The organism is Bacteroides sp. CACC 737 (assembly GCF_013874375.1).
Lineage (GTDB): Bacteria > Bacteroidota > Bacteroidia > Bacteroidales > Bacteroidaceae > Bacteroides > Bacteroides uniformis.
The window spans coordinates 4,451,495-4,470,359 of sequence record NZ_CP059408.1 but is presented as its reverse complement, the minus strand read 5'-3'; the positions used below and the strand labels follow the sequence as shown (position 1 = coordinate 4,470,359).

Sequence of the window (18,865 nt, the reverse complement as noted above, 5' to 3'; positions counted from 1 at the left end):
ATTCCGGAGTACTGAACACACCGGACCAGTGGTATCTGTGGGCAATTTGCTTGCACTGGCTGTCTTTCCCACCGCCATATCCTTCCTCTGCACTACTGGAGCCATCCAATACATCGGCTCCACCCCGACCGCTATTCTCGGTGCATTGGAACCCGTGACAGCCATCTTCTTCGGAATAGCTGTCTTTGGAGAAAGCTTGACTGTCAGAGAAAGCATCGGACTGTGATGATTATTGTAGCCGTAACGCTCGTCATCGCAGGGGGAAACATTACAGGCCAACTGGTTCGTTTCAGGAAACTGTTTCCAAGACTCCCGATAAAGAGCAAGAAAAACAACTAATTCTATAAACCATCATCAACCATGAAAAAAAAATCTCTACCTGCTTTTAGTTCTGTTATTCCCTATCGGCCTACAAGCTCAGTCCGAGGTGATCGTACTCCGTCCGGATGAAGACAAAGCCGAAGTGAACGAAGCTGAATATACCAAAATTTTCCTGGCTGGGACCATTGACATGGGCAAGAGCATAGACTGGCAAAAGGCAACCTGCGACTGGTTCCGAGCACGTCCCGAAGGCAAATATCTCCTATACAACCCCCGAAGGGACAAGGGGTTGAGCGGTGAAATGTCCGACTTTGAACATCAAGTGAACTGGGAACTGGAACATCTGGAAAAAGCCGACCTGATAATCATGAATATCCTGCAAGCAGTAAGTCTCCCATCACTCTGCTGGAGATGGGGCTGCACATGCGTTCCGGCAAACTGCACGTCATCTGCGAGCCCGGCTTCTACCGCTACGACAATGTGCGAATTACTTGTAACCATTATGGTATTCCGTTATATCACAGCATGGACGAGTTCCTAAAGACAATACGTTAGGCAACTATCCTACCTCATTCTGCAGCACTTTTCAGTTTTATTCTTTATCTTTGCTGCAAAGAAATATAACAAAACTATATATTATGACAACCTATAAAAGAATCTTATTGAAGCTCAGCGGCGAGAGCCTGATGGGTGAAAAGCAATACGGCATTGACGAAAAACGCCTTGAGTACGCAGCTCAAATCAAAAAATCCACGAATTGGGAGTACAAATAGGCATCGTGATAGGCGGTGGAAACATTTTTTCGCGGATTGAACGGTGCCCACAAAGGATTCGACCGCGTGAAAGGCGACCAGATGGGAATGCTGGCAACCGTCATCAACAGCCTTGCCCTCAGTTCAGCTCTGGCAGCTACCGGCGTGAAGGTCCGCGTGCTGACTGCCGTACGTATGGAACCCATCGGTGAATTCTACAATAAATGGCGTGCCATCGAATGTATGGAAGCAGGCGAAGTAGTCATCATGTCCGCCGTACAGGCAATCCGTTCTTCACTACCGATACCGGTTCCAGTCTGCGCGGCATCGAGATTGAGGCAGATGTCATGTTGAAAGGTACCCGTGTGGATGGCATCTATACCGCCGATCCGGAGAAGGACCCGACAGCCACGAAATTCCACGACATCACTTACGACGAAGTACTGAAGCGCGGTCTGAAAGTGATGGACCTCACCGCCACCTGCATGTGCAAGGAGAACAACCTACCCATCATCGTTTTTGACATGGATACAGTGGGGAATCTGAAAAGAGTGATGCAAGGAGAAGAAATCGGTACACTGGTACATAATTGAATTAAAAACGGAAAACGAAGAATTGAGAATAAAAAAATGAATGTTATTAATTCTTAATTCTCAATTCCCGATTTAATAATTATATTTGCAAAGTTTCAAATTAAAGCTATTCCAAAAACGAAAATAATATGAGAGACGTAAAAGACATCTTAGACGAAGCGCAAGAAAGTATGGACATGGCCATCATGTATCTGGACGAGGCATTGGCTCATATCCGCGCCGGAAAAAGCTGATATCCGTTTGCTGGATGGTATCCGTGTGGATTCTTACGGAAGTATGGTTCCTATCAACAATGTGGCAGCCGTAACCACTCCGGACGCACGCAGCATTGCCATCAAGCCATGGGATAAGAGCATGTTCCGCGTCATTGAAAAGGCCATCATTGACTCCAGTCTCGGCATCATGCCCGAAAAACAACGGTGAAATTATCCGTATCGGCATCCCACCGCTGACGGAAGAACGCCGGAAGCAGCTTGCCAAACAATGCAAGGGAGAAGGAGAAACAGCCAAAGTAAGTGTACGTAATGCACGCCGTGATGCCATCGACGCCTTGAAGAAATCCGTAAAGGACGGACTGGCAGAAGACGCCCAGAAAGGCGGTGAAGAAAAGCTGCAGAAGATTCACGACAAGTTCATCAAGCGGATTGATGACATGCTGGCTGCAAAGGATAAAGAAATCATGACCGTTTAATGAATTGATAATTGATGATTGACAGTTGATAATTATCATGTGTAATAATACCTATAGTTAATTATCCAGCAATCAATTATCAATTATCAATTATCAATTATCAATTATTTTGAGGGGACTCGTTATAAAAAACACCGGAAGCTGGTACTTGGTACGGACTGACGACGGAAGGGAGATTGAATGTAAAATCAAAGGGAACTTCCGGTTGAAAGGCATACGAAGCACCAATCCCGTGGCTGTAGGCGATTACGTGAACATCATACTGAACCAGGAAGGTACGGCCTTTATCAGCGAGATAGAGGACCGGAAGAATTACATCATCCGCCGTGCCTCCAACCTTTCCAAGCAATCACATATTCTTGCCGCCAACCTCGACCAGTGCATGCTCATAGTGACGGTGAACTATCCCGAAACCTCCACCACATTTATAGACCGTTTTCTCGCCTCTGCCGAGGCATACCGTGTTCCCGTCAAGATTATATTCAACAAAGTGGATGCCTACAACGAAGAGGAACTGCACTATCTGAACAGTCTCATCAACCTTTATACCACCATCGGTTATCCATGTTTCAAGGTTTCTGCCAAAAAAGAGGAAGGCATCGATATTATCGAGGAAGAGCTCAAAGGACGTATAACCCTCTTTTCCGGACATTCCGGAGTAGGGAAATCGACACTCATCAAGGCAATACTGCCCGATATAGAGATTAAAACCGGAGAGATATCCACCTATCATAATAAAGGTATGCACACCACTACCTTCTCAGAAATGTTCCCGGTTCCCGGTGACGGATATATCATTGACACTCCGGGCATCAAAGGTTTCGGAACATTCGATATGGAAGAAGAAGAAATAGGCCACTATTTCCCGGAAATATTCAAGGTATCTGCCAACTGCCGTTACGGCAACTGTACCCACCGCCACGAACCCGAATGCGCTGTACGCGAGGCTGTCGAGAAGCACTATATCAGCGAATCCCGTTACGCTTCTTATCTGAACATGCTGGAGGACAAGGAGGAGGGAAAATACCGGGCTGCTTACTGATTTGTCATTTTATCACCTTTCCAATCCATATTCTTACACTTTTTAACTCTTTATCTTTTAAACTATTCTCTTTTCCCGTAGTCTAATCTAAGGCTGATTTTATTACTACTAATACTACAACATGAATAAGAGAGTTAAATGGGGCATCATTATCGTGATTGGTGCCGGACTGATTGGAGGAGGAATCTACTCCCAATTACCTAAAGAGAATGAAGAATTAGCCGCTGCAGACAAGGTGACCGGTCAACGTAGCGGTAAGAAAAATTCTAAACGTAAACGCAAAAATAATCAAACCGCAATTGCTGAAGGATGAAATACAAATCAGCGGCAGCCTGCTGCCGGATGAGGAAGTGGACCTTTCTTTCGAGACATCCGGCAAAATCATAGAGATAAATTTTGAAGAAGGCAGTTTCGTCAAGAAAGGACAATTACTTGCCAAAGTTAATGACCGGCCGCTGCAAGCACAATTGCAACGCCTCGTCTCCCAATTAAAGTTGGCAGAAGACCGCGTGTTTCGCCAGAACGCCCTGTTGGAAAGGGATGCGGTCAGTAAAGAAGCCTACGAACAAGTAAAGACCGAGCTGGCCACCCTGAATGCCGACATTGACTTGATAGAATCGAACATCGCACAAACCGAGCTGCGTGCCCCTTTCGACGGTGTCATCGGTCTACGCCAAGTCAGTGTGGGTACTTACGCTTCCCCTACAACCATTGTAGCCAAGCTCACCAAGATTTCACCGTTGAAGGTGGAATTTGCCGTACCCGAGCGGTATGCCAATGACGTAAAGACCGGCCCGGACTGGACTTCACTCTCGAAGGAAAACTAAACACCTTCCACGCCACGGTTTATGCACGCGAATCAAAGATAGACCCTACTACCCATACCTTGACAATCCGTGCACTTTATCCCAATGCCAACGGAGCCGTGCTTCCGGGCCGCTATGCCAGCATCAAGCTGAACAAGGACGAAATTCAGAACGCCCTCGCCGTACCGTCCGAAGCCATTGTACCGGAAATGGGAAAAGACAAAATATTCCTCTATAAGTCGGGAAAAGCCCAGCCGGTAGAGATTACTACGGGAATCCGTACGGAAGCGGAAGTACAAGTATTGCAAGGCTTGCAGGCAGGAGATACCATCATCACCTCGGGAACCCTGCAACTCCGTACCGGACTGCCGGTAACACTGGACAATATCAATTGACAACTGTCAATTATCAACCATTAATTATCAATTGTAAAGAATGAATATATCCGAATTAAGTATACGGCGACCGGTACTCTCGACAGTACTTACCCTGATAATCCTGCTGTTTGGCTTCATCGGCTACAATTATCTGGGTGTACGCGAATACCCGTCTGTAGATAATCCCATTCATATCAGTATCCTGCTCCTATCCGGTGCCAACGCCGATGTCATCGAGAACCAGATAACGGAGCCTCTGGAGCAGAACATCAACGGTATTCCCGGCATACGCTCCCTCTCCAGTGTCAGCCAGCAAGGTTCATCACGCATTACAGTAGAGTTTGAGCTTTCCGTTGACTTGGAAACCCCGCCAACGACGTACGGATAAAGTGTCGGCGTGCACAGCGCTATCTGCCTCGTGACTGTATCGCCTACCGTATCAAAAGCCGATGCGGACGCCACCCCTATCCTGGATGGTTGCCCTCCAAAGTGACAAACGTTCCCTACTGGAGCTCAGTGAAATAGCCGACCTAACTGTCAAGGAGCACTTCAGACTATTTCAGAGTAAGTAGTGTAAGCATCTGGGGAGAAAAGCGCTATTCCATGCGGCTTTGGCTGGACCCCATCAAGATGTCCGGCTATGGAATCACTCCCCTGGATGTAAAGAATGCGGTGGACAACGAAAAACGTAGAGCTCCCTTCCGGAAGTATCGAAGGAAAACCACTACCGAGCTCACCATCCGCACGTTGGGGCTGATGCCATACAGCCGAAGAGTTCAACAATCTTATCCTGAAGGAAGACGGTAACCGTATTGTCCGTTTCAGCGACATTGGACGTGCCGAACTGGGACCAGCCGACATCAAAAGTTATATGAAGATGAACGGTGTGCCCATGGTAGGTGTCGTAGTAATTCCGCAGCGGGTGCCAACCACATTGAAAATAGCCAACGCCGTATATGACCGCATGGAGAAGATGAAGAAAGACCTTCCCGAAGATGTTCATTACAACTACGGGTTTGACAATACCAAGTTTATCCGCGCTTCTATCGACGAGGTGAAGCAGACGGTGTATGAGGCCTTTGTACTGGTTATCATCATCTATTTTCCTCTTCTTGCGCGATTGGCGTGTGACGCTTGTGCCATGTATTGTAATCCCGTTTCGCTGGATTGGAGCTTTCTTCGTCATGTATCTGGCCGGTTTCTCCATCAATGTGCTCTCATGCTTGCCGTGGTGCTTGCCGTGGGCTTGGTGGTGGACGACGCCATCGTGATGACGGAGAACATTTATGTCCGCATCGAGAAAGGGGATGCCACCGAAAGAAGCCGGCATATGAAGGAGCCAAGGAGATTTTCTTTGCCGTCATTTCCACTACCATTACGCTGGTGCGGTATTCTTCCCTATTGTATTCATGGACGGGACGACGGGACGACTGTTCCGCGAATTCAGTATTGTGGTCTCCGGTTCCGGTGATTATCTCCTCCTTCGCCGCATTGACTTTTACGCCGATGCTTGCCACCAAACTTTAATCAAAAGGGAACAGCAGAGCTGGTTCTATCGCAAGACCGAACCTTTCTTCGAAGGGATGAACCGGGTATACAGCCAGTCACTGGCCGCCTTCCTGAAACGGCGCTGGATTGCCTTGCCCTTCACCATCGTCACCATTCTGCTTATCGGAGTCCTTTGGAATACTATCCCGGCTGAAATGGCGCCATTGGAGGACCGTTCGCAAATCAGTATCAATACAATGGGTGCCGAAGGAGTGACTTACGAATATATCCGCGACTATACCGAAGACATCAATCATCTGGTGGACTCCATTATCCCGGATGGCAGAAGCGGTAACAGCGCGTGTGTCCAGTGGTAGCGGTAACGTACGTATACACTGAAAGACATGAAAGACCGTGACTATACCCAAATGGAAGTTGCCGAAAAGTTGTCGAAGGCAGTGCAGAAAAAGACAATGGCACGCTCTTTCGTACAGCAGTCCTCCTCATTCGGAGGACGGCGCGGCGGGTATGCCCGGTGCAGTATGTATTGCAGGCAACCAATATCGAAAATTGCAGGGAGGTGCTCCCCAAGTTTCATGACGAAGGTCTACGAAAATCCGGTATTCCAGATGGCAGACGTAAACCTGAAGTTCAGCAAGCCCGAAGCGCGCCATCAACATCAACCGTGACAAGGCGAGCATCATGGGCGTAAGCACCAAGAACATTGCCCAAACCCTGCAATACGGCTTGAGCGACAGCGCATGGGCTACTTCTACCATGAACGGAAGCAATACGAGATATTGGGCAAATCAACCGCCAGCAACGCAACAAGCCTGCGACCTGAAAGGCATCTATATCCGTAGCGACAATGAACCATGGGTGCAGCTGGACAACCTGATTGAACTGACCGGGCGGTATCGCCCCTCCGAAGTTGTACCGTTACAACCGTTTCGTTTCCGCCACCATCTCCCGGGACTGGCGGACGGCAAGACCATCGGACAAGGTCTGGATGAAATGGACAAGATTGCCAAAGAGACACTGGACGAGACCTTCCGCACGCACTGGACCGGAGACTCCAAAGAGTATCGGGAAAGTTCCTCCAGTCTGATGTTCGCCTTCATTCCTGGCCATTGTGCTGATTTACCTGATTCTTGCCGCCCAGTTCGAAAGTTTCAAGGACCCGCTGGTTATCATGCTGACGGTGCCTCTCGCCATTGCCGGTGCACTGGTATTCATGTATTTCGGGGGAATTACAATGAATATATTCAGCCAGATGGTATTATCATGCTGATTGGTCTGGTGGCAAAGAACGGTATCCTGATTGTGGAATTTGCCAATCAGAAGCAGGAAGCGGGTGAAGACAAGATGCGAGCCATCAAGGACGCCTCCCTGCAACGTCTGCGCCCCATCCTGATGACGATGCCTCCACCATCCTGGACTGATACCGCTTGCCTACGCCACCGGCGAAGGTTGCAACCAACGCATCGCCATGGGTAACTGCCGTCGTAGGCGGCATGCCTCATCTCCACACTACTGACGATGTACATCGTGCCTGCCATATATAGTTATGTATCAACGAACCGAAGTAAACTGAAGACCGAATGAAACGCATTGTTTTAATTTTCATAGCCACTGCCTGCACAGCGCTGGGCCTTTACGCACAAGCCTGCGCCTACCTACACCTTGAAGTCCTGCCTGGAGCAGGATTGCTGAACAACTTACTCCCTGCGCATTGTCCGCAATGAAGAGCAGGTCAGCAAGAACAACGCCACACTGGCAATGCGGGCTACCTGCCACACTAGACCTCTCGCCGGCTACAAGGGAACCATAGACAATATCGAAACCAAAGCCCGAGCCACCGGAGAGACAACCAAGGACAACGGAGTGTTTGACCAAACTCTCGATGCAGGCATCAACCTGAACTGGACCATCTTCGACGGTTTCAAACATTACCGCCAACTACCAACGGCTCAAGGAGCTGGAACGCCAAGGCGAGACCAATACGCGCATCGCCATCGAGGACCTGATAGCAACATAGCCGCTGAATACTATAACTATGTGCAGGCAAAAAATCCGCTTGAAAACTTCCGTTATGCCGTATCGCTATCCAAAGAGCGCCTGCGCATTGTGGAAGAGCGTTACCACATCGGTAACTTCTCGCGCCTGGACTACCAGCAGGCCAAAGTGGACTTCAATGCCGACAGTGCCCCAATACATGAAACAGCAGGAACTGCTGCACACCTCACGTATCCAGCTGAACGAACTCATGGCAAACAAAGATGTAGACCAGCCGTTTATCATACAAGACAGCCTCATCAACGTGACCGCCTCCCTGAACTTCGAGGAGCTGTGGAACGCCACCCTCACCATCAACGCCTCACTGCTACGTGCCGAACAGAACAATACCCTGGCCCGTCTGGACTACAAGAAAGTCTGCTCGCGCGACTACCCATACGTGAAGATGAACGGCGGATACGGCTACACCCTCAACAAGTATGACATCTCTGCCAACAGCCGCCGCAGCAACCTCGGTCTGAACTTCGGCGTCACGGTCGGCTTCAATCTGTTCGACGGCAACCGGCGCCGGCGAACGCAAGAATGCCCGCATTGCCGTACAGAATGCTCGCCTGGAACGGGAGCAACTGGAGCAGGCCCTGCGCGCCGACCTCAGCAACCTATGGCAGGCCTACCAAACAAACCTGCAAATGCTGAACCTGGAACGCCAGAACCTTGTGGCTGCCAAGGAGAACCACGAGATTGCCATGGAACGATATATGCTGGGCAACCTCTCGGGAATCGAGATGCGCGAAGCCCAAAAGAGTCTGCTGGATGCAGAAGAACGTATTCTCTCCGCGGAATATGATACCAAATTATGTGAAATCTCCCTACTGCAAATCAGTGGAAAAGTAGCGCGCTATATGGAATAAGCAATATAATCCGTACCTTTACGCCCGATTTATCAGAATTAAAGCACAATGGATTATTCATCAGAAAGCCATTCGAGGCACTGCAAGCGGAGGCGAATGCCTCCGGAAAGAAAACATTGAAACGTGTACTTGGTCCGTGGAGCCTTGTTGCCCTGGGCGTGGGAGTCATCATCGGAGCGGGTCTATTCTCCATCACCGGAACGGTGGCGGCAGGCTATACGGGACCGGCCATCACACTGTCCTTTGCCATTGCCGCACTGGGATGCTGCTTCGCCGGACTATGTTATGCGGAATTTGCATCCATGATACCCCGTAGCCGGCAGCGCATACACCTACTCGTATGCCACGATGGGCGAACTCATCGCCTGGATTATCGGGTGGGACCTGGTATTGGAATACACCGTAGCCGAAACCACGGTAAGCATCAGTTGGACCGCTATCTGGTCGTCTTTCTCGAGGGACTGGACATACATCTACCGCAAGTCCTCACCGCCTGTCCCTGGGATGGTGGAGTCGTAAATATCCCCGCCTTCCTTATCGTAGTGCTGATGAGCCTCTTCCTGATACGGGGTACGGAAGGCAGCTCCATCTTCAACGGCTTCATTGTATTCCTGAAGGTTTCCGTCATACTGATTTTTGTCATACTCGGCTGGAAATACATCAATACCGACAACTATACACCTTACATCCCTGCCAATACGGGCGTGCTGGGCGAATATGGCTTTCTCCGGCATCCTGCGAGGGGCGGCCATCGTATTCTTCGCCTTCCTCGGGTTCGACGCTGTGAGCACAGCCGCCCAAGAGACGAAGAACCCGAAGCGGAACATGCCTATCGGCATTCCTGGTCTCCTTGCTGGTATGCACCGTGCTCTATATGGTTTTTGCCCACGTCATGACGGGAGTGGCACACTACACCGGCCTTCAGCGGACCAGCAAGGCATTGCTCCCGTTGCCATAGCCATAGAGCACATGGGGCAGGCTGATGCGGCAGGTATCATCCAGCCGGACTATCCCTGGCTGAACCGTGCCATCGTGCTGTCCATTCTGTTCGGATATTGCTCCGTCATCATGGTGACGCTGCTGGGACAGAGCCGCGTATTCCTGAGCATGAGCCACGACGGGCTGCTGCCTCCTTTCTTCTCGCATATCAACGAAAAGTTCCGTACTCCCGGCACGCAGCAACCTGCTCTTCATGGTACTTGTGGGCCTGCTGGCAGCTTTTGTACCCGCACGGCTGGCCGGAGAGATGACAAGCATCGGCACGCTGATGGCCTTCACGCTGGTCTGTGCCGCTGTACTGGTAGTACGCAGAACCATGCCTGACGTGCCCCGTTCCTTTAAAACCCCACTTGTTCCACTTATCCCCATACTGGGTATTCTTACTTGCCTTTGCATGATGTTGTTCCTTCCTGCCGATACATGGATACGCCTGGTGCTGTGGATGCTCATCGGTCTGGACATCTACGTGGGCTACGGCATGAAGCACAGTAAGCTGGAGCATGGAGGCGACACCCGCCACGGGCAGGTGACCTTGAACATGATTGGACTTATCCTTGCCGTTCTTTGTGTCATCACCGGACTGTGGCACCAACAGACTGTGGGATGGGGAGAAAGCAAAGTGCTGCTGATTATCTCGTTTGTTTTCGCATTCACGCACTGCGCTTACTATATGTGGAGAATCTGGAGGAGATAATAAGCTTAAAGGCATTCCAGCCTTCACCCGAAATCATCATGTCTGTAGAAACCCCATTGTTTGGATTAAAGCCAATAAGATAACCAGCATGATGTGGGAATGCCTCACAAACAGCGATAGAAAGAAAGACTTTCCATCAAGAGAAACAACAGTTCTCATGAAAAGAAACAACCGTCTCTGCCCCATAGGAAGCCACAAAGTATTAATTTTCAATACAGAAAAGCCGTTCACGGAATTATCTCCGGAACGGCTTTTCCATATCGTATAAATAAGTTCTTATTTGCTGCAATTCCAAGGCTTCAGTTGCTTGAAGAAGTCGTTGCCCTTATCGTCCACCAAGATGAATGCAGGGAAGTTCTCCACCTCAATCTTCCAGATAGCTTCCATACCGAGCTCGGGATATTCCACGCACTCGATGCTCTTGATGTTGTTCTGTGCCAAGATAGCGGCAGGACCACCGATAGAGCCCAAGTAGAAACCGCCATACTTTTGGCAGGCATCTGTCACTTGCTGGCTGCGGTTACCTTTGGCAAGCATAATCATGCTGCCGCCGTGGCTTTGGAAGAGGTCTACATACGGGTCCATACGTCCGGCAGTAGTCGGGCCCATGGAGCCGCAAGCCATGCCTTGAGGAGTCTTGGCAGGACCGGCGTAGTAGATGGGATGGTCTTTGATGTACTGCGGCAGGTCTTCGCCACGGTCCAGACGTTCTTTCAGCTTGGCGTGTGCGATGTCACGGCCTACGATGATGGTTCCATTCAGAGACAAACGGGTGGAAACCGGATACTTGGTCAGTTCCTTCAGAATATCGGCCATCGGCTGGTTCAAGTCAATCTTCACCACGTCGCCTTCACCGGCCTTACGGAGTTCTTCGGGAATCAGTTCACCCGGATTGCTGTCGAGCTTTTCAATCCAGATACCTTCTTTATTGATTTTACACTTGATGTTACGGTCGGCAGAGCAGGAAACACCCAGACCCACGGGGCAAGACGCACCGTGACGCGGCAGGCGGATGATGCGGATGTCGTGAGCCAGATACTTGCCGCCGAACTGGGCACCGAGGCCAATCTTATGAGCTTCTTCCAGTACCAGCTTCTCCAGTTCCACATCGCGGAAAGCGCGGCCGAACTCATTGCCGGTAGTGGGTAGGTTATCGTAGAAGTGGGTGGAAGCCAGTTTCACAGTCAGCAAGTTCTTTTCGGCAGAGGTACCGCCGATAACGAATGCGATGTGATAGGGAGGACAAGCTGCCGTACCCAAAGTCTTGATTTTTGAGATAAGGAAGGGAACCAATGTTTCGGGGTTGAGGATAGCCTTTGTCTCCTGGTAGAGATAAGTCTTGTTGGCAGAGCCACCACCCTTGGTTACGCAGAGGAACTCGTACTCCATACCTTCCGTAGCTTCGATGTCAATCTGTGCGGGAAGGTTGCACTTCGTATTCACCTCATCGTACATGGTGAGGGGAGCATTCTGCGAATAGCGCAGGTTCTCTTCGGTATAAGTCTTGTAAACACCCAGTGAGAGAGCTTCTTCATCACAGTAGCCAGTCCATACTTGTTGTCCCTTTTCGCCGTGGATGATTGCCGTACCCGTATCCTGGCAGAAAGGAAGTACCCCCTTGGATGCTACCTCTGCATTGCGCAGGAAGGTGAGTGCCACGTATTTATCGTTATCGCTTGCTTCGGGGTCACTCAGAATCTTAGCAACCTGCTCGTTGTGCGAACGACGCAACATGAACGATACATCACGGAAAGCCGCATTGGCCATTGCCGTCAAACCTTCTTTTTCAATCTTCAGGATAGGTTTTCCTTCAAACTCGCTTACTGACACGTAATCTTTTGTAAGCAGATAATACTCAGTAGTATCTTTCCCCTTCTCGAACATGGGCTGATACTTGAACGGAGGTGTTGTTGCCATAATTACTCGTATATTTAATGTTTAAAAGTGATTCGGGTAGCAAAGGCAGCCTGAAAACCGCCTTTACAGAGCAAAGGTAAAAACTATTATTGAAATAATTCTTTAATTAGAGTAAAAACGCAACAAATCATAATTAATTTTCTGACACCCGCTGCATCCGCCCTATCAGTTCATCGCCCAGCGCCGTCTTCACCTCAATGTGTTTCAGCACAGCCATTACAAACGGATTGCTTTCAAAGTCGCCGCGTACCTGCTCAAAATCGAGTTCCTTTTCCAAGCGTGAGCCGTCAGCTCCAAAGCCCGTCATGGAAGCCAGTGAAAATTCTTTCTTAGCATCCTCATACACCATGCGGTCGAGGCCAACTACTGCTTCTTTCCATTTTTCGACAATATGTATGACGTCTTCTGCCGTCATACCTTCCGGCTTGATACCATAGAACTCTTCCAACTTCTCATACGCCCAGGTCCATTCGTAGGTATAGTAGTTGCTGTGCATCTTCTCAAACTCGGCATTGATAGACTTCAAGCGATTGACTTTGCCGGACTCAATACCGTCTATCAGCGCATCTATCTCACTCTTTGGGGCTATCAATCCGGAAATATCCACCCATTCGCCGCTGCCAATGACCGTATCGGGCTTCAAACGGGCACGTATTTCTTCATTGCTCCGGAAGTCAATGCCTTCCAAGCGCTTGATGACAGAGTTTCCGAGAAACTTATGAATGGCTATTTCATAGAAGCGGATGCCTTTCACCAAAGCCGAGTTACGTATCTTCGCGCTATGGAAAGAATAGATGTCCGAAAGCTCGCCACTGGCATGACGCAGATTCTGCAACGTTTCCCGTCCCTTGAACATTTTCTGCACCGTGTAGGGGCTGAGAAGATTATAGTTGATGTAATCCAGTTTGTTCGGGTCTGTACGCCCGTCACGTTTCGGCCACTTCTGAGCATCACGGATGGTACCCACACTACGCAGGTTGACACCGGGTACAAGGTAGGTGGTATTATTCTGCTCTATCAAGTAAGAGAACGGCAGGTTCGAAGTATCGGAATGGTTGACATGGCGCCCCATTACCAAGGAGAACGCCCCCACCCTTGCAGGCCACAAGATGTACGAATCGGAAGTCGTCTTGGCACCACGTTCCAAAGTGCCTTGATGGATAGGTCCTAACTTATACATGTGGTTACTCTGATTGGACCCCGAACCGGCATTCATAAAGGAAAACATACCAGCAATCAGCAACGTGGATTTATGGTGTGTCACCGTATAAGGTCCGGCAAAAATAGCGCACGCCTCCCCGTTCTCTCCCTGGCAGTTGCTGAAAAACAAAGAATCCGAAGCAGAGTAGTTGTGTCCCAACTTGCATGCCTGCCCCACGAAGCAGCGGCTCAGCATAGCTCCGTCATCTACATGAGACCCGGTAGAGATGATAAAATCATCACAAATCACCCCATGCCCGATGTGTACCGGCGCCACCTCGTTGCTGTTGATGCTTCCGTTATACAGACGGCATGTACCACAGATGCGGCAATAATCACCGATGCGCACATTCTTTATGGAACCGGTGTTCAATATCATTACATGGTTCCCGATGCTTCCTACAGCAGAAGCATGTTTGTTGGAATAAAAATCCGTGATTTCCTTCATCCGTGTAATCAGTTCCGGACGATGGCGGTAAAGCGCCAGAATATAGGCTTGGTGTGCGGAGAGTTTATCATTAATCAGCACCTCACGGCCTCCCGTCTCATTCAGGACAGACACTTCTACCCCGTTACCGAACTTCGACACACCGTCTACCAGAATAATATCCACATTCTCAATGAAGGTGTCATGCCCTATTTCATAATTGGCAATGTAGTTCTGGATATTCTCAATGCAACAGTTATCTCCCACCGTTACATTATGCAGCGTCACATGCCGCAAACCGGAATGCTTCCTGATTCCTCCCGGCAACATAAATTCTGAATGGAACACTCCCAAACACACCTCACCCGAAAAACGGGTATGATGCACAAATTCCGTTGAGAACTCTTCTGCAACGGTTACTTTCCCCCAATCATCAGCCAGACATGACTGGCTCTTCAACCGGAGAATTTCATCTTCGGTCAGTCTTCTGTAATTCATCCTTATAACAAGTTGTGAGTTATGAGTTATAAGTTATTGCCTTTGCCGGCACTACCGATTCAAACCGCTGCCAGCAAATAACTCATAACTTATAACTCATAACTAAAATTAAACTTCTTCTTCGTAGGTCTGATAAAGAAAGTCATTATAGGGGTACTTCTGCACGTGCAATTCCTTCACACGCTGATAAACTACACTCTTCAGTTCCTCCATATTGATTTTTTCGCGGGCAGAAATAAAGAGGCAGTTATCCTCCATCTTAGCCATCCACGTCTTCATCAGTTCTTCGAGTGTCAAGTTTTCCTTGGTTCTGGGGGTAAGGTCGTCAGCCGCTTTCTCTATATAGGTATAAGCGTCTATCTTATTGAATACAAGAATCATAGGCTTACCGGCGGCACCGATATCTGCCAACGTCTTGTTCACAACTTCTATCTGTTCTTCAAAATCCGGATGAGAGATGTCTACGATATGCAACAGCAAGTCTGCCTCGCGTACCTCGTCCAGAGTAGACTTGAAGGAGTCTACCAAATCCGTCGGCAATTTACGGATAAAGCCCACTGTATCAGAAAGCAGGAACGGCAGGTTCTCAATAATCACCTTACGCACCGTAGTATCCAACGTGGCAAACAACTTGTTCTCGGCAAAGACTTCACTTTTCGAAAGCAAAGTCATCAATGTGGATTTTCCTACATTGGTATATCCCACCAATGCCACACGAATCAAGCGTCCGCGGTTCTTCCGCTGGGTAGACTTCTGCTTGTCAATCTCAGCCAAGCGTTCCTTCAATAATGACATACGGTTCAAAATGATACGGCGGTCCATTTCCAGCTGCGTTTCACCCGGACCGCGAAGTCCCACGGAACCTTTACCTCCACCGGCACCGGAGCCACCACCCTGGCGTTCCAAGTGGGTCCACAAACGTTGCAGACGAGGAAGCATATACTTGTATTGAGCCAGCTCCACCTGCGTTTTTGCATTGGCAGTCTGGGCACGCATGGCAAAAATATCGAGAATGAGCGAAGTACGGTCCAATATCTTAATCTTCAACTCCGCTTCAATGTTACGTATCTGTTTGGCAGAAAGTTCATCGTCAAAAATCACCATGCCGACTTCACGCTCGGCTTCTTCTTCATTACGGATGTACTCTCTGATTTCTTCCAGCTTGCCCTTGCCGACGTAGGTCACGGAATGCGCCTGGTCCAGCTTTTGGGTAAACCGCTTTACTACTTCCGCCCCGGCTGTCTCAGCCAAGAATGCAAGCTCGTCTAGGTATTCGTTGGTCTTACGCTCATCCTGAGTCTTCGTGACAAGACCTACCAATACCGCTGTTTCTGCCCGCACTTCGGAGATTACAAATTCTTTCATAGTTTCTATACCTTATTATATATATTGTTGGTTCGGGCAGCAAATATATATAATTTTAGCGGAAGCTCCTTAGAAAGGGAGATAAAATAAAGGGAGGATGAATTCTATTATAATTCACCCTCCACATTCATAAGTTCCGTATCACACGGAATACAAACAAAAATCAGTTGTTCAGATACAGCAAAGTTGTACCCTTAAGAGGATAATTTAATTCAGAGCCACTGTCATCTATACAAAAGAAAAGAGCTCCCAAATCAAATACCTTCTCAGCATCGTTGTAGCTTCCCAATGGATAAGTACCAAGGTCTTCGGAAAGATTTCCATAAACAGAACCGAAAGTTCCCCAATCGCTATTGGCCTCAGGACCTACACCATTTACCATTTTCCATCCCAATTTTGTAACAGTGATATAATATCCACCCGGATAAGTATTACCGTCCAACTCAATATAAGGAAGTTTAAAATCATCAGGAAGAAGAGTTCCTATGCCAAACAAAGAGTTAAAATAAGAATTGTCATAAGGACTCTTAAAACGATATTTGTTAAGTTCGGGATGCTTTTCCACCGTAATACCGGTCAGTTTAACACCGGCAGCACCAAATGCCTCAAACATATTGTCTATCAATGTGGCATTAGTACTTACCACTTCCCAAACTAATGGACAAATGGCACTGATCGTCAAGTCAGTAATGCCATACGGAGTGCCGTCCACTGCAGAGAGGGTCAAAGTATAGGGGACATCACGCTTCATATTCTGGTAAGTCACCGTTATTTTTGCCTCTGTCACACCATCAGCAAAGCTTACTTCGGTAGGAACTGTAAAAATGCCAGCAGCATTCTCACCGGGAGTAACAGTTATTTGTGTGGTGGAGGCTCCTGAACTTACTGTACGAAATACACTTACCTCGAAAGAACCAGACGTCTCGGTCAGCGTTATACTGCTTGATTGACTCGAAGGGAAGAAGACCCCTTGTCCATCGGCAGCAGCACCGGGATTCCAGTCAATATCGTCTGAACAAGCCGTCATTGTCAAGCCGCATACAGCCATGACCCAAAACAGTTTATTAAATATCTTATTCATATACAAATTCAATTATAAAGTTAGTTCATTTAATTTAATTGTTACCAGGCGCAAACTCTCCTATCGGAGTAGGACGCTTAGGAATAGCACCGGTCGGGTCCGGATTGTTCATTCCTTGAAGCGCGATATTTGAATCCACCTCGGTCTTGGGGATCATCAGCGTCCAGTTAGGCTTCACACCTTTACAGTTGATCTTGAAGTTATCTTCTTTAAAATTGGTACCCTCATAGTGCTGAATAACATCCGGTTTCAAACGCTTGGCAGTAGGGAATGCAACCCCCTCTCCCCAAAACTCGATACGCATCTGCTTCAAGACCTCAAGTTGGAAACTGCGCAAATCGCCTGCGTTAAAACTGTAATCAGACTGACGATTTTGCTTCATAAAGTTATTCAACAGTTGTACACCTGCTGCCACACTCTGGCTGGCACCTACAGCTTCAGCCTCTATGAGATACATCTCTTCCACACGCATCACGGGAATATCAGCAGCCGCACCCACAGAATAAGTGCTATAGTCACCGCCCACGGGACGGAACTTCAATGACATATAATCCGGCTGTTCGTCCAACCACTCATTGCCTCTCACAGACTGGTAAGCGTAAACAGATCTGTCCGGGTCAAGGTAAGAATATTTGCGGAAATCGGTAGTAGGAATCGCGTCATAAAGTGAACGTGCCATTTGGAGTTTAGACAAAGAAGCATATCCCCAATCCGCTTCATTGGAAATGTGACCGATGAAATTAGCAAGGTTACCCATGTTGGAAGCTGTGGGGTGAAGATACCACATCCATGCAGAAGTAGCCGTATTGAAACCTGTAGTGGGGTTATGCCACTGTGCTTCGTTCATAGGAGTTGCACCCGACTTATCAATAGCCTTGCGGGCATACTCGGCAGCTTTATCAAATTGGCCATCCCACATATATACCTTAGCTTTCAGACCATATACTACAGCCAAGTCGGGAAAATTCTTGCTAGTAGGTATATAAGACTCCAAACCTATCTCTGCTTTGTCAAGGTCAGAAAGGATAAAGTTCACCATTTCTTCGTGAGTCGCACGCGGATTGCTCTTCGCAATGTCATTAGTTGTTTCCTCAGTTACAATGGGCACTGTCAGTCCCAACACCTTGCTACAATCAGTATAGATATTCTCTACTGGCTCGAAAAGCACCATCAGCGTATAATAGCTAAACGCACGGAAAGCATGGGATATACTGCCGAGTCCACGTATCTCATCGGTAATCGTGGGATCGGTAACGTCAACAACTGAAATCACGTCATTGGCCGATTTAACAAACTTATATAGAGTAAAGTAAGGCAAATATGAGTAATAACCATTGTCATACATCTGCAAGCTTGCATTGAAGGGCCACCACCAGTCATACCCATAGTCTGTGTCCACTACATCGCCCAACAATTCAGACTGTGCCAACATCAGCGAAGGATAGCCAAGGTCGGTTTCATGGGTCTGGCTACCATACACCAGATAGCCTTGTACCATTTGTGACGGCATGCCACTGACTGCAGCCTCAAGTGCCGTAGCTGACGCACCGATTTGCTCGGAGGTCGCAGTAGAATCTTCGGGAAAAACCTCTTCTATACAGCCGGTTAGTACTGTAGCCGATACCACCATGGCTGAAAACAACTTGAATATATTTTTCTTCATAATCATTGTTATCTATAATATTTA

The 18,865-nt window shown here is 48.4% G+C and carries 12 protein-coding genes and 9 pseudogenes; 16 read left to right on the top strand and 5 right to left on the bottom strand.

Annotated elements, in window-relative coordinates:
• Positions 1–23 precede the first annotated feature (23 nt).
• The 16 genes and pseudogenes from H1A11_RS18470 to H1A11_RS18430 all read left to right on the top strand — a co-directional run.
• A pseudogene (locus H1A11_RS18470) lies at positions 24–339 on the top strand (EamA family transporter); the annotation flags it as partial.
• Between the two features lie 40 nt (positions 340–379).
• Positions 380–876 (top strand): annotated as a pseudogene (locus tag H1A11_RS18465) (nucleoside 2-deoxyribosyltransferase domain-containing protein).
• 83 nt (positions 877–959) lie between these two features.
• Positions 960–1,666 (top strand): annotated as a pseudogene (pyrH, locus tag H1A11_RS18460) (UMP kinase).
• A gap of 128 nt (positions 1,667–1,794) precedes the next feature.
• Positions 1,795–2,357 (top strand): annotated as a pseudogene (gene frr, locus H1A11_RS18455) (ribosome recycling factor).
• Positions 2,358–2,466: 109 nt separating this feature from the next.
• Positions 2,467–3,399: a ribosome small subunit-dependent GTPase A gene (gene rsgA, locus H1A11_RS18450; protein ID WP_138346420.1), complete on the top strand. Its 933-nt coding sequence runs from the start codon at positions 2,467–2,469 to the stop codon at positions 3,397–3,399.
• Between the two features lie 121 nt (positions 3,400–3,520).
• Positions 3,521–4,600: pseudogene (locus tag H1A11_RS18445) on the top strand (efflux RND transporter periplasmic adaptor subunit).
• A 40-nt stretch (positions 4,601–4,640) separates the two neighbouring features.
• Positions 4,641–4,970: an efflux RND transporter permease subunit gene (locus H1A11_RS19375; RefSeq protein ID WP_255461494.1), complete on the top strand. Its 330-nt coding sequence runs from the start codon at positions 4,641–4,643 to the stop codon at positions 4,968–4,970.
• Between the two features lie 215 nt (positions 4,971–5,185).
• Complete coding sequence (locus tag H1A11_RS19370) at positions 5,186–5,389, top strand: hypothetical protein (protein WP_255461493.1); 204 nt, start codon at positions 5,186–5,188, stop codon at positions 5,387–5,389.
• Between the two features lie 263 nt (positions 5,390–5,652).
• Positions 5,653–5,853 (top strand): efflux RND transporter permease subunit, encoded by a 201-nt coding sequence (locus tag H1A11_RS19365; RefSeq protein WP_255461492.1) that lies wholly within the window; start codon positions 5,653–5,655, stop codon positions 5,851–5,853.
• 138 nt (positions 5,854–5,991) lie between these two features.
• Positions 5,992–6,447, top strand: coding sequence for an efflux RND transporter permease subunit (locus H1A11_RS19360; RefSeq protein WP_255461491.1), 456 nt, complete (start codon positions 5,992–5,994; stop codon positions 6,445–6,447).
• A 27-nt stretch (positions 6,448–6,474) separates the two neighbouring features.
• Complete coding sequence (locus H1A11_RS19355) at positions 6,475–6,759, top strand: hypothetical protein (protein ID WP_255461490.1); 285 nt, start codon at positions 6,475–6,477, stop codon at positions 6,757–6,759.
• Positions 6,760–6,772: 13 nt separating this feature from the next.
• Positions 6,773–7,129 (top strand): annotated as a pseudogene (locus H1A11_RS19825) (AcrB/AcrD/AcrF family protein); the annotation flags it as partial.
• 73 nt (positions 7,130–7,202) lie between these two features.
• A pseudogene (locus H1A11_RS19820) lies at positions 7,203–7,567 on the top strand (efflux RND transporter permease subunit).
• 282 nt (positions 7,568–7,849) lie between these two features.
• Entirely contained in the window at positions 7,850–8,569 is a 720-nt protein-coding gene (locus H1A11_RS19815; protein ID WP_370528678.1) for a TolC family protein, read from the top strand.
• A pseudogene (locus H1A11_RS19810) lies at positions 8,451–8,997 on the top strand (TolC family protein). The gene H1A11_RS19815 and the pseudogene H1A11_RS19810 overlap by 119 nt, the downstream one beginning before the upstream one ends.
• A gap of 8 nt (positions 8,998–9,005) precedes the next feature.
• Positions 9,006–10,690, top strand: a pseudogene (locus H1A11_RS18430) (amino acid permease).
• A 276-nt stretch (positions 10,691–10,966) separates the two neighbouring features.
• On the opposite strand, the gene H1A11_RS18425 reads toward H1A11_RS18430, so the two are convergent.
• From H1A11_RS18425 to H1A11_RS18405, 5 genes are all read right to left on the bottom strand, one after another.
• Entirely contained in the window at positions 10,967–12,607 is a 1,641-nt protein-coding gene (locus H1A11_RS18425) for a fumarate hydratase (protein WP_005824254.1), read from the bottom strand.
• Positions 12,608–12,740: 133 nt separating this feature from the next.
• A complete protein-coding gene (locus H1A11_RS18420) occupies positions 12,741–14,732 on the bottom strand; it encodes a DUF4954 family protein (protein WP_181757582.1) in 1,992 nt (663 codons plus the stop codon).
• 108 nt (positions 14,733–14,840) lie between these two features.
• Complete coding sequence (gene hflX, locus H1A11_RS18415; RefSeq protein WP_119961765.1) at positions 14,841–16,097, bottom strand: GTPase HflX; 1,257 nt, start codon at positions 16,095–16,097, stop codon at positions 14,841–14,843.
• A 163-nt stretch (positions 16,098–16,260) separates the two neighbouring features.
• Positions 16,261–17,178, bottom strand: coding sequence for a hypothetical protein (locus tag H1A11_RS18410; protein WP_120164391.1), 918 nt, complete (start codon positions 17,176–17,178; stop codon positions 16,261–16,263).
• 34 nt (positions 17,179–17,212) lie between these two features.
• Entirely contained in the window at positions 17,213–18,841 is a 1,629-nt protein-coding gene (locus tag H1A11_RS18405; protein WP_226791303.1) for a RagB/SusD family nutrient uptake outer membrane protein, read from the bottom strand.
• Positions 18,842–18,865: the final 24 nt, after the last annotated feature.